Origin of the sequence: uncultured Campylobacter sp. (genome assembly GCF_937997595.1) — a bacterium.
Taxonomy (GTDB): domain Bacteria; phylum Campylobacterota; class Campylobacteria; order Campylobacterales; family Campylobacteraceae; genus Campylobacter_B.
In genome coordinates this window covers 1-11,763 of record NZ_CALKTS010000273.1, presented here as the reverse complement: position 1 = coordinate 11,763, position 11,763 = coordinate 1, and the positions used below count along the sequence as shown (strand labels likewise).

Below are 11,763 nucleotides of genomic sequence, written 5' to 3'. Positions count from 1 at the left end.
GCTAAATTTATAAACAACCACACCGGTTCTAAATTTACCGCCGACGAGCGCGCGATGCAAAACCTGCTGCGCGCGATGAACGAGCATGGATTTTTATTTATCGACTCGCGCACGAGCCCCGCTACCAAGGCTAAGGCGGCGATGAATGGGCTCGGTATGCGATACGTGCATCGCGATGTGTTTTTAGATAATCAAAACAGCGTCGCTGCGGTGCGCAAAAAGCTGCGCGAAGCCGTGACGCTTGCTAAAAAACAGGGTTACGCCATCGCTATCGGCCATCCCAAAAGCTCCACTCTGCGCGCGCTTGCAAACAGCGCCGACATCCTAGGCGAGGTCGATTTAGTGTATTTGGACGAAATTTATGAGTACTACGAGTGAGCTCGGTTTTAAAATTCCAAGTCTAGCAAGGCTCGGTGCGAGCGAGCCCGCGCAGCTGTATTTTAGGGGCGAGCCGGCGATGTTACAAAAGCGCCGCATCTCGATCGTGGGCTCGCGCAAGATGAGCGTTTATAGCAAAAATTTGATCCTGCGCCTCGCGCGCGCTTTGAGCGATGCGGACTTTTGCGTCGTAAGCGGCGCGGCGATCGGCTGCGACATAGCCGCGCACGAAGGGGCGTTTCCAAACACGATCGCGGTTTTTGGCAACGGCCTTGATCAAATTTATCCCGCGCAAAACGCCGCTATGATCGGCAAAATTTACGAACGCAGCCTCGCGCTTAGCGAGTATGAGGACGGCGTGAGCGCGCGCGGATTTCAGTTTTTGCAGCGCAACCGCATCGTCGTGGCGCTGTCCGAAGCGCTGATCGTCGCTCAAGCAGAGCCCCGCAGCGGCTCGCTGCAAAGCGCGCGCCTGGCCCGCGAGATGGGCGTACCCGTATACGTGCTGCCGCACCGAATGGACGAGAGCGCAGGCACGAATGATCTGCTCGCAAAATCTCAGGCGCGGCTGATTGCGGATTTTGGCGAGTTTGTTGCGTCTTTGGCTCCGCAGACGCCGCAAAACACTGAGCGCGCGCAGGATGAAGTGATGGAATTTTTAGCGCTAAATTCCGATCTGCAAGCGGCAATCGAGCGCTTCGGCGATAAAATTTACGAATACGAGCTTGAAGGCAGGATCGAAATTCTAGGCGCAAAGATAGTGGCAAAGTAGCCGGCGGCGGGCGCTTACTCGCCGTGATTTAATCGGCGCCGCCCGCTAGCACGGCTTGTTTGCACGGCGCGTAGTTTGCGAGGCCTGAGTTTAAATTTAGAAAAAGGCGCCCGGTAAAATTTTACCTTCCGCAAATAGCACCTAAGCTTAAAAAACCCGCGCGGCTTGTTCTTGTGCAGCGCCGCTTGCCTCCGCTTGCGGTAATGATCGGTTTGTGAATGCTTCTCGCGATCTATAAATACTTTGCGGTGCGGAATTTAAGCGTTAAAATGCATGAAATTTTCTGAAATAGCGTTTAAATGTTTGTTTGCCTATCGTGCTAAATTTTTGCGTGTAAATTTGATTACGAATTCCATCGCAAGTGCGGTGGGTAAATTTGCCGTAAGAGAAAATTTTTGGTCACGGCGGCAAAATTTTACGAGTTATAAAGCGTAGGGGCTTGTATCTGCTCCGTCGCGTGAGTGTGGGTTTGCTTTAAAATTTTGATTTTGCGTGGGGTGGGTTGGTTGCACGTCCGGCACCTGCACGGCAGGATTTATGCCCGCCGTGAGTTTGGGTGTCGCTTACGTGCAGCTCGCGTGGACTCAGTGCGGATGTACTGAGCCGGGCGCGGCGATCGAAATTTTGGAATTTGAAGCTCGTGGTACGCTAAATTTAATAGCTCGCAAGCGGCGCGAGCGAGTGTAATTTATGTCAATTTCGTATAAAATTTCATAAATTCCGCAGTTAAATTCTGCGATAAAATTTAGCTATGAAATTCCGATCGCGGAATTTTGGTGGCATAATTTTAATGGCGAAATTCCGCAAAATTTGATGTTAGCAAAGGATGAAATTTGATAGTTGCGATCGATCTTGGGCTTAAACGTATCGGCGTGGCGGCGGCACCGGATGATAAGACGCCGCTTCCGTGCGAGCCGATCCTGCGCAAAAACCGCACCCAAGCCGCGCGCGAGCTAAGCGAACTGCTGCGCGAAAAGGGCGCCAGCGTGCTCGTGCTGGGCGTGCCGCGCGGCGGGGCGAGCGAGGAGGAGATGAGTAGGCGCATACGCCACTTCGCCTCGCTGCTGGATTTTGACGGCGAGATAAAATTTCAAGATGAGAGCTTTTCGAGCGCTGAAGCGGCGGAGTTTGCGAGCAAAGGCGCTAAGGGCGGCGGCAAGTACGCGCGCTTTGATAGCATCGCCGCGACGATAATTTTGCAAAGGTTTTTGTCGAGCAAGGGCTAGGCGCGTGCGTGGCAACGTAATTTGCGCGCGGCGGTGAAAGATAAAACCGCCGCTCGTCTGTTTTGTCGCCGTTTGAAAGGCCGCAGAATTTTACTCGCTCGCCTAAAACGGACGGAATTTTATGCTCGTTAGAGATTGGTAAAATTTTATCGTCCACTAAGGTTTGGCAGAATTTTACTTTGCCCGCAAAGAGCCTGCGGAATTTATTTTGACTGTAGCCGTAAATGACGCTTTAGGTAGTTAAACTAAGTAAGATTGACAGCGATTTAAGTTTTAAACGGCGAGGTTTATGTATTTTGGCGATCTGTGATAGCGTGCACGGCTGCTATTTTAAGTTTTTGCAAGGTCTATTTAGACGCAAAGAACGCTAAGCAAAATTGCAAAAACGCGGATGCATCATAGAATAGGGCGCAAATTTGCGATAAATTTCATTTAGGGAGCGGTTATGTTTAAGATCACGATGTTAGTAAAAAGGGCGCCGAACATCACGCAGCAGGAGTTTTTGGCGCACTGGGAGGCGCATTCGCAAAAGGTTTTGGCTAATCAAAAAGAGCTAAATATTATCCGTTACGCAAAAACTATTCCCGTCTTTCCCGAGGGTCAGAGCACCAAGCGTGAGACGGCGGCGTTTGGCTACGACGCGATGGGCGAGCTATGGTATGAAAGCGTGCAGGCGTTTGCGGACGCACGAAACAGCGAGGTAGCGCGAGTGGTGTTAGCGGAGCTGATGGCGGATGAGGCGAAGTTTTGCGATATGAAAAACTCGGTGATGTGGTTCGGCGAGGAGGAGGCCGTGATAGAGTTCGGCTCCAAAAAAGCGTAAATTTAAAGACCGAGAGGATAAAATTTCATGGATCGTGTAAGCGGCGAAAAGCGGAAATTTATCGCTCATGACCGATACGCTTTTTTGGCATACAGCGCGCGGAATCGCGGCAAATATAGTGCTCATGGATGATGTGTGGGTGCGGCTTACATGATGAAATTTACATGCGCGATACAGATACTGCGCGGCCTAAGTTATTTTTAAGGCTCATATATCTAAGTGGTGTGGATCTAAGAATCCTGGGTATTGAGCCAAAACGCCTAAAGGTGCATTAAGCCCACGATTTTGGCATAGAAAAGCCTATTTCTAAGATAAAACTTAAAGGGCGGTGGCATAAAATTTTTTAAAATTTTTAAGCAGCAATGCGAAATTTTCAAAAGTTTTCTAGGGCGTGGCAAGATGCTTGTCGCGGGCTTGGTATGCAACAAAATATTTTACGCATTAGATTGTCGCCCTGATAAATTACCATTGTAGAGTCCGTAGGTGTTTCAGACCTCAGGATTAAATGCTTTATTATAAATACTGCAGGCGCCGTGGATGCCGCATAGACGTGCGAGTAAAAATTGAGGCAAGCCAACCATAAAAACAATCTTGCAAGTAAAATTTTAATTTGTCTTTTTGAAATTCAGCTCAAAGCTCCGTTTAAAATTTTATTTAAAATTTTGCTTGGGATTTTGATAGAAATTTTGTAGGAATTTCGCCGCAAATTTCACAGCTATTATCAAAAATTAAAATTTTACCCCTCGCTTTTTGCTATAATTATTTTTAAAATTTAAAAGGAGCAAAAATGAAAATTTTAGCGTCGATTGCCGCACTAATCGTAGCAGCCTACTTGCTCGCGCAGATATTTTTCCCGCAAGGGGTCTCGTTTGTCGGATGCGGCATCGGTAGGGCTAATTCGTGCGAAGACTATGGAGCGTATTTGCTTGAGGAGCGCGATTATGAGGCAGCAAAAAAGCCGTTTGAAAAAGCTTGTGAAGCAGGGCTAGAAAATAGCTGTGCTATCGCGGGGGATTTGTATTACGACGAGCAAAATTTATATAAAACTACGAAAGATAAGGGCAAGTCCGCGCGGTTTTATTCCAAAGCGTGCGAGCTGGGAGCCGCCAAAGCTTGCTACAACGCCGCGATAATCTCTTATAAAAATGCCGATAAGAAAAATACGTTCGCGTTTTTTGCCAAATCATGCGATTTGGGACTAGGCGAGGGCTGCTTAAACGCTGCGGTCGCTAGCTACGAAGAAAAAGACTATCAGGGCGCTCTTAAGTTTTTCCTCAAATCTTGCGATGCTGCTTTGGCAGAGGGATGCCAGAGGGTCGGGCTAGCGTATTCAAAGAAGGAATTTGGCGAGCCGGATCTGGATAAGGCGATGATCTACTACGACAAGGCTTGCAAGCTAGGAGCTGAGTTTAGCTGCAACGTAGTAGCTGCGATGAATAAAATAAATGCAAGCGAGGCTAATGCTACTAAATAGATGGCAGGGCTAGCTAGATGATAACACGGCGAGATCGAAATTAGTATAGAAATTTTGCGGAGCTTTATGGGATTTTATGAAATTTCGTGAAATTTTGTCTTTAAATTTTATTGCTGAGATTCCGCATATTGAAATAATGGCGATGGATAGTGATTTTAAAATTTCAGTATTTTGGAAGTTTAGAATTTAATCTATGCTGTGGATTTTATTGACAGAATTTTGACTTGTCATAGACTTATCCATCGCGATATAGGGATTTAATCCATAATCTTAGTGCATCCCTGAAAGAGAAAAAATTGCGCAAATTAGCGAGTAGCTATGTAATCACAGCTGATATGGCAAAAATATCCGAAGAAGATCGCACGAGGTAATTAATCTGCTAAGTAAGTAAAATCAATTATCAAGTGGATGGAATCTATCAATAAACAAGTAAAATTATTCATCGCAAAGTAAGCAAAATCGATCTGTAAGTGGGTAGATCAAGCTTAAAACTAACTCGAAGTAGCCTGTAAATAAGCTAAATTGCAAGCAAGATAAATTTTAAGCAGGCATATTGTAAGAAAGTAAAATTTTAGATGGGGTAAGCGGGGTAAATCGATTTCAAATCACCGTAGAAGTTGGATGAGGATTTTAATTTTAAAGCCCCATTTTTCCGGGATTTAAGATACCTTTTGGATCGAACGCCCTTTTGATCGCGCGAAATAGCTCCATCTCTGCTGCGCTAAAAGCTAATGGCATAAATTCCGCCTTACTTAGTCCGATGCCGTGCTCGCCGCTGAGCGTACCGCCAAGATCAACTGCAGCTTTGAAAATTTCGGTGATTGCGTCATGTCCGCGTCGCACCTGAGCTTCATCTTTTTTGTCGGCGACCATGACGTTGGTGTGGACATTGCCGTCGCCCGTGTGCCCGAAGCAGGGCACGCGCACGCCGTATTTATCGCCGATGCGCGCGATACGGCGCAGTAGCTCGGGCAGCTGCGAGCGCGGGACGGTGATGTCCTCATTTAGCTTAAGCGTGCCGTAGATATTGATCGCCTGCGAGCAGTTGCGTCTCGCAAACCAAATGCCCGCACGCTCCTCTTCGCTTTCTGCGATGCGAAAGTCGCTCGCGCCGTTTTGAACGAAAATTTCTTTTATGAGTGCGAGCTCCTCCAAAAGCACTGCTTCTAAATTGCCGTCTGTTTCGCAGATCAAAATCGCGCCCGCACCCTTCGGCAAGCCCTTGTGAAATTTCTCCTCGACTGCGGCTATGCACAGCGCGTCTAAAAATTCCATCGCCACGGGCGTGATACCGGCAGCCATCGTCTTATACACGGCATTCATTGCTGCATCTACGCTAGGGAAAACGCCCATCGCGGTCTTTTTAAGCTTTGGCATTGAGATGAGCTTGAGTGTGATTTCGGTGATGATGGCAAGCGCACCTTCGCTTGCGATTAAAATTCCTGCCACGTTGAAGCCTGCGACATCTTTGATAGTGCGTTTGCCCGCTCGGATCACCTCGCCGTTAGGCAGTACCGCACGCAATGCCATTACGTAGTCTTTGGTGATGCCGTATTTCGCGGCGCGCATACCGCCGGAGTTTTCGGCGACATTGCCTCCTAGCGTGGAATAATCCTGGCTTGCGGGATCGGGCGGATAAAAAAGCCCGCGCGCTGCGGCTGCTTTTTGCAGATCGATATTTATGCAGCCGGGTTGGACTACGGCGAGTAGATTTTGCATGTCGATTTCTAGAATTTTATTCATATGTTTTTCAAATGCTAAAATCACTCCGCCGTTTGCGGCTAAAGATCCACCCGTAAAGCCGCTACCTGCGCCTCTTGGAACTACAGGGATTAAATTTTCGTTGCAGAATTTTAAAATTTGACTGACATCGTCCTCGCTTCGCGGGAAAAGCACGCCATCCGGCAGACAGCGCCTTTTCGTCGCGTCGTAGCAGTATGCCGTGCGATGAGCCTCGTCAAAATAGGCATTATCCGCGCCTAATAGATTTGTAAAAAACGCTTGCGCGGCGCTATTCATCGCCGTCTAAGCCCAGCAAATAGCGGTAGTGCTTGTCGTAATCGCTGATCGGGCCGTTAGTAAAGTCCCAAATGACGGTCTTTATCTCGCCTACGCGTGAGTAAAACGGCAGCTGATAATAAGCCACGCTGCCGCTAGCGAATGTGCGCAAAGGCTTGAAACTACCGCAGTCGGCAAATACGCCTTGTTTATCCATCGCGATAAAAATCAGTCCGGCGCTGTTTTGCGCGCAAATTTTACGAAAATCGTCACGGCTCGGGTTTGGCTTGTGGTTGTAGCTAAGATAGGCGCCGCCAAGATCTGGGTGGATAAAATTTATATTCGGAAAAGCCTTGATAACCTGCTCGTAAATTTCAGCGTTAGGCGCGACGATTATGGCGCGGTCATAGAGGAAATTTAAGATCACTTTATCGCCGCTTGAGGGTAAAATTTTAGGCAGTGGCAGTGCCTCTTGAGCTAACATATCAAAGACCTCAAATCGCACCTTTGCCTTGCCTGCGCTTTTTTGCGTCACGACTGCGCGCGCGATGATGGAGCTCGCGCCGCTACCGAAATTATGCATCACAACTCCACTGCTACCTACGGCAATCGTAGGGCTATCTGTGATCTCGCCCGAACCATCCGCTACGCTAAGTAGGGCGGTTTCGTATCGCGGCATGTTAAATTCCGCCCCTATCGCCGCACTTAAAAATAGGCCTAAAATAAGTAAAGCTTTTTTCAAAATTCTGCTCCTGAATAAAATTTCGGCTAATTATACATAAAACTTTGAAATTAGCGATAAAATTCCGCGGTATTTACGAAATATAAGCGTTTTTTCGTTACAATCCCGCCTTAAAATAATATTTCAAAGCGGTTTTATATGACTAGAATTTTTATATTGCTTTTTCTGTGGATAGGCGTAGTTTTTGCAAACAGCCCCAGCGTAGAGAAGTTTGCTTGGCCCGATGGCGTGAGTCTGCTGCAATTTATGGAAACTGCGGGCATTCCCGCGTCTGTATATTATGACCTGGATAAAGAGGATCAGGAGCTTGCCGCCGAGGTACGAGCTGGCGTGGAGTGTCAAATTTTGCGTGATCCAGCAGGTCGCGTCTCCCAGCTGCTAATCCCCGTCAGTGAGGAGCTTCAAATCCACATATACCGCGATAAATTCGGCACTTTTAGATTCGTTTATACTCCGATAGTTTATGAGGAAAACAGCTACTCTTTAGGAATTCAGATCGAAAGCTCACCCTATCAAGATATCATCAAAGCTACGGGCAATGCGGCTTTAGCGAATGAGTTTATGCTTGTTTTTAAAAATGAGGTAAATTTTAAAAAGCTACAAAAAGGCGATCGGCTCGTGATCCTATACGAGCAAAAAACGCGCCTTGGCAAACCTTTTGGCGGAGTAAATATCACCGCAGGAATGATCGAGGAAAATAAAAAGCCCAAATCGCTATATTTTTTCGATGATAAATACTACGACCGAAGCGGTAAAAAGGTCGAATCTTTTCTACTTATCACGCCGCTTGTTTATACCAGAATTTCATCTTATTTTACTCCTAAAAGATTTCATCCGATTTTAAAGCGATATCGCGCGCACTTAGGCGTAGATTATGCAGCCCCCAAAGGCACTAAGGTAAATGCCGCAGGGGCGGGCAAGATTAGCTTTGTAGGGCGTAAAAACGGCTACGGCAACACCATAGAGATCAACCACGGCGGCGGCATTAGCACGCTTTATGCGCATCTTAGCGGCTTTGCTAGCGGCACAAAAGCAGGCGTTAGTGTCAAGCAAGGTCAGTTAATCGCCTACGTAGGCTCGACCGGGCTTAGTTCGGGACCGCATTTGCACTTCGGACTTTATAAAAATAAGCAGGCTATAGATCCGCTTAAGGTAGTCAAGATTGAAAAAACTAACGTCATAAGCGCCGAAGAGCTTAAATTTAAAGCTCTCGTCAAAGATATGGACGCCAGAATGGCTGCGGCTAAAGACGGCTCGAAAAATCCTGCTAAATTTGAAAACTACGAGTCGCTTATCACGATAAATTAAGGCCAAAAATGGAAAATAAAGAGCAGCTGGACGACGTCGAGGAAGCCAAAGCGCTTCTTGATGCGCATCTAGGCGATACGCTTGAGCATGAGCTGAGTGCCGCCGATCTTACGGAGCATTTAAAAACTCTAAAAAAGCACGATGAAGAAAAATACGTAGAATTCTTAAAAAAGCTAGATCCTGAGGATCTTGCCGATGCTGCGCTTGAGATGCCCGAGCATATGCTCGAAGACGTCATCGAAACTCTACCTCACGAAAAGATCGTAAAAGCGATTGAGGAGCTAGAAAGTGACGATCAGGCGGAGCTTTTGCAAAACATCGGCGAAATCGACGAGGACAAGGCCGAGCAGATTTTCTATGGGCTTGACGAGGACGATCGCCACGATATTCTTACTATCTCCAAATATAGCGAAGATGAGGCGGGCGCGTATATGCAGACCGAGGTCTTTAGCGCGAGGCAGGATCAGACCCTGGGGCAGGCGGTCGAGATGCTGCGCGTTATGCGCGAAAAGGATGAGATCGAGAATGTCTTTCAGCTCTTCGTGCTCGATAAAAAGGGACATCTGCTTACTACCTTTTCGACGTCCGATCTGATTTTATACGATTTTTCACTCACGTTGGAGCAAATTTCACAAAAATTCGGCGCCGAAAACAAAATCCACTTCGCCACCGATACCGACAAGATCGACGACGTGATCAAGGACTTTGAAGAATTTGATCTTAACGTCATCCCCGTAGTCGATGCTAACGGCGTGCTTATCGGGCGTATCACCGCCGATGATATCCACGATCTCATCCAAGAGCGCGCCACCGAGCAAATTTACAACCTCGCGGGCGTCGATGACGAAGCGGAGGACGATGAGACTACGATCTTTAAGGCGGGACGCGCGCGCGCTGTGTGGCTAGCGGTAAATTTATGCACGGCGATCGTAAGCTCCACGATCATCGGGCTATTTGACGCCACTATCGAAAAGTTGGTCGCGCTCGCCGTACTTATGCCAATAGTTGCTTCCATGGGCGGCAACACCGGCACGCAGGCGCTTACCGTAACCGTGCGCCGCCTAGCCTTGGGCGAGATAGCGTTTAAAGACAAAAAGCAGGTTCTCTTTCGCGAGATCACGATCGCTTTCATAAACGGCCTCATTTTTGCCACGCTGATGGGGTTTGTGGCGTATTTTTGGTTCGGCATTAAGCTTTTGGGGCTGGTGATTGCGATGTCGATGGTGCTAAATTTAACGCTCGCGGGGCTTTTCGGCGCCGTCATTCCAATCACGCTTAAAAAATTAAATATCGATCCCGCCGTCGGCAGCTCCGTGCTGCTTACCACGGTGACGGACATCGTGGGATTTTTTAGCTTTTTAGGACTTGCGACGTGGATACTACTATAAAAAATTTTAAAATTTCCGAGCTTAAAAGCTCGAATTTCGTTAAACCCTTTCGCTTAAATTTTGAAATAGACGGCGTAGCGCGCGCGTGGGACTGCGTCAAGGTGCACGATAGCGTCTCGATTTTGCTCTACCATACGCAGCGCGACGCGCTTTTGCTCGTCAAGCAGTTTCGCCCCAGCGTGTGGTTTTATCAAGAGGAAAATTTAATAAATTCGCCCGAGAAGGGCTACACCTATGAGCTTTGCGCGGGCATTTTGGACAAGGGTATCAGCGAGGAGCAAACGGCGATCGAAGAGGTGCTCGAAGAGACCGGCTATGCCGTGAAGGATCTGAAATTTATCACGAGCTACTACAGCGCCCTGGGCTTTGCGGCAAACCGCCAAATTTTGTACTTCGCGTGCATCGACGAATCTATGAAGCTAGGAGCCGGCGGTGGCGTGGATGGCGAGAATATCGAGCTTTTCTACCTGCCTGCGGCCAAGGCGCGGGAGTTTATGTTTGACGAAAAGATCGTGCGCGCGCCGGGGCTGATCTTGGCGTTTCAGTGGTTTTTGAGCGAGTTTAAAGTTTAGCGGCGAGGCGCGTTTTTGCGTCTCGGCTTTAAATTTAAAGGACGGCGATGAGGGTTTTACTTAGGCTGTGCGTTATCGCGGCGTGTGTTTATGTCTGCGTGCTAGCGGGACTTTATATCTTTCAGGAGCGGCTGATATTTTTGGGCGAGCCACTGGATAAAAACTTTAAATTTAGCTTTGAAAATTCCGAATTTGCAGGAGTTGTGAATGTGCCCGAGAACGACGAGCATTTAGATACGCCGTCGTCCGCTACGCAAAATAGTGCGGCGGCAAACGGCACTGCTGCGATAAAATTTCAAGAGATCAATATCCCGTTTGAGGGCGGGTCGATAAACGGGCTGAAATTTAGCGCAGCAGAGCCCAAAGGCGCGATTTTGTTCTTTCACGGCAACTTCGGCGATGTGAGCGGCTGGGGCGCATACGGCGTGGATTTTGCGGCTTTGGGATACGATTTTTATATTTTCGACTACCCGGGCTACGGCAAATCGGACGGCAAAATTTCATCGCAGCAGCAGCTTTTTGCGAGCGCCGATGCGATGAGCCGCTACGTTTTGGCGCAGCATCCGCCAAGAAAGCTCGCGATGATCGGCTACTCGATCGGAAGCGGCATCGCGGCGCAGCAGGCTGCAAAGTGGGATGCGGCGCGGCTGATTTTGCTCGCGCCATATTTTAGCTTCGAGCGGCTTGCGCACGAAAAAATCCCCTTCGTGCCGAAATTTTTGATCCGCTATAAGATTCCGACTGCGGAATTTTTGCAAGCGGCGCGCAGCACGCAGATCACGCTCATCCACGGCGCCGCAGATGAGCTAATACCAGTGCACCACTCGTATGATCTTGCGGGATCTCTTAAGGCGGGCGATCTATTTTATGAAATAGCCGCCGCGCCGCATAATGGACTGCTGGCAATGCCCGGCATTTGGGAAATTTTAAAAGAGCGGCTGCGCTAATCTAGCGGGGCTCGGCGTAAAATTTTACGCAGAATTCGACCGCTAAATTTTAAAATTTTACGTAGAATTCCGCGCGGGTTAGGTCGTCGTAAAATAAGATGAAATTTTATAGCGGCGAAACACGGCGCCAAAAAC

Annotated in this window: 12 protein-coding genes; 10 read left to right on the top strand and 2 right to left on the bottom strand. The window is 48.2% G+C overall.

Annotated features, from left to right (window positions below; all coding sequences use genetic code 11):
* The 6 genes from Q0614_RS09035 to Q0614_RS09010 form a co-directional block, all read left to right on the top strand.
* The coding region (locus Q0614_RS09035; protein WP_298788177.1) for a divergent polysaccharide deacetylase family protein at positions 1–378 on the top strand (378 nt) is incomplete at its 5' end.
* The gene (locus Q0614_RS09030) at positions 362–1,150 is read left to right on the top strand and encodes a DNA-processing protein DprA (protein ID WP_298788174.1); all 789 of its coding nucleotides are present in this window, start codon (positions 362–364) and stop codon (positions 1,148–1,150) included. The genes Q0614_RS09035 and Q0614_RS09030, both read left to right, overlap by 17 nt.
* A gap of 537 nt (positions 1,151–1,687) precedes the next feature.
* Positions 1,688–1,837: a hypothetical protein gene (locus Q0614_RS09025; protein WP_298788172.1), complete on the top strand. Its 150-nt coding sequence runs from the start codon at positions 1,688–1,690 to the stop codon at positions 1,835–1,837.
* A gap of 146 nt (positions 1,838–1,983) precedes the next feature.
* Positions 1,984–2,376 (top strand): Holliday junction resolvase RuvX, encoded by a 393-nt coding sequence (ruvX, locus tag Q0614_RS09020; protein WP_297881429.1) that lies wholly within the window; start codon positions 1,984–1,986, stop codon positions 2,374–2,376.
* Positions 2,377–2,821: 445 nt separating this feature from the next.
* Positions 2,822–3,199, top strand: a complete 378-nt coding sequence (locus Q0614_RS09015) for an EthD domain-containing protein (RefSeq protein ID WP_297944554.1) — start codon at positions 2,822–2,824, stop codon at positions 3,197–3,199.
* Positions 3,200–3,986: 787 nt separating this feature from the next.
* Entirely contained in the window at positions 3,987–4,673 is a 687-nt protein-coding gene (locus tag Q0614_RS09010) for a tetratricopeptide repeat protein (RefSeq protein WP_298788169.1), read from the top strand.
* Between the two features lie 636 nt (positions 4,674–5,309).
* Here Q0614_RS09010 and Q0614_RS09005 read toward each other — a convergent pair.
* Positions 5,310–6,692 (bottom strand): FAD-linked oxidase C-terminal domain-containing protein, encoded by a 1,383-nt coding sequence (locus Q0614_RS09005; protein ID WP_298788167.1) that lies wholly within the window; start codon positions 6,690–6,692, stop codon positions 5,310–5,312.
* Complete coding sequence (locus Q0614_RS09000; RefSeq protein WP_297995600.1) at positions 6,685–7,413, bottom strand: plasminogen-binding N-terminal domain-containing protein; 729 nt, start codon at positions 7,411–7,413, stop codon at positions 6,685–6,687. The genes Q0614_RS09005 and Q0614_RS09000 overlap by 8 nt, the downstream gene beginning before the upstream one ends.
* A 138-nt stretch (positions 7,414–7,551) precedes the next feature.
* Between Q0614_RS09000 and Q0614_RS08995 the strand changes: the two genes are divergently transcribed.
* From Q0614_RS08995 to Q0614_RS08980, 4 genes are read left to right on the top strand one after another with little or no spacing between them, the layout of a single operon-like run.
* Positions 7,552–8,721, top strand: a complete 1,170-nt coding sequence (locus Q0614_RS08995; protein ID WP_298788165.1) for a peptidoglycan DD-metalloendopeptidase family protein — start codon at positions 7,552–7,554, stop codon at positions 8,719–8,721.
* A gap of 8 nt (positions 8,722–8,729) precedes the next feature.
* Positions 8,730–10,109 carry a magnesium transporter gene (gene mgtE, locus Q0614_RS08990; RefSeq protein ID WP_297881046.1) on the top strand — a complete coding sequence of 460 codons (1,380 nt, stop codon included), beginning with the start codon at positions 8,730–8,732 and terminating at the stop codon, positions 10,107–10,109.
* Positions 10,094–10,681, top strand: a complete 588-nt coding sequence (locus tag Q0614_RS08985; protein WP_298788163.1) for an NUDIX hydrolase — start codon at positions 10,094–10,096, stop codon at positions 10,679–10,681. The genes mgtE and Q0614_RS08985 overlap by 16 nt, the downstream gene beginning before the upstream one ends.
* Positions 10,682–10,728: 47 nt before the next feature.
* Positions 10,729–11,628 carry an alpha/beta fold hydrolase gene (locus Q0614_RS08980; RefSeq protein WP_298788161.1) on the top strand — a complete coding sequence of 300 codons (900 nt, stop codon included), beginning with the start codon at positions 10,729–10,731 and terminating at the stop codon, positions 11,626–11,628.
* The last annotated feature ends 135 nt before the right edge of the window (positions 11,629–11,763 follow it).

What these genes read in the sequence shown, in the direction of transcription:
- Q0614_RS09030 (WP_298788174.1), top strand. Translation starts at nt 362, where the DNA reads ATGAGTACTACGAGTGAGCTCGGTTTTAAAATTCCAAGTCTAGCAAGG.
- Q0614_RS09025 (WP_298788172.1), top strand. Translation starts at nt 1,688, where the DNA reads ATGCCCGCCGTGAGTTTGGGTGTCGCTTACGTGCAGCTCGCGTGGACT.
- Q0614_RS09015 (WP_297944554.1), top strand. Translation starts at nt 2,822, where the DNA reads ATGTTTAAGATCACGATGTTAGTAAAAAGGGCGCCGAACATCACGCAG.
- Q0614_RS09010 (WP_298788169.1), top strand. Translation starts at nt 3,987, where the DNA reads ATGAAAATTTTAGCGTCGATTGCCGCACTAATCGTAGCAGCCTACTTG.
- Q0614_RS09005 (WP_298788167.1), bottom strand. Translation starts at nt 6,692, where the DNA reads ATGAATAGCGCCGCGCAAGCGTTTTTTACAAATCTATTAGGCGCGGAT.
- Q0614_RS08995 (WP_298788165.1), top strand. Translation starts at nt 7,552, where the DNA reads ATGACTAGAATTTTTATATTGCTTTTTCTGTGGATAGGCGTAGTTTTT.
- mgtE (WP_297881046.1), top strand. Translation starts at nt 8,730, where the DNA reads ATGGAAAATAAAGAGCAGCTGGACGACGTCGAGGAAGCCAAAGCGCTT.
- Q0614_RS08980 (WP_298788161.1), top strand. Translation starts at nt 10,729, where the DNA reads ATGAGGGTTTTACTTAGGCTGTGCGTTATCGCGGCGTGTGTTTATGTC.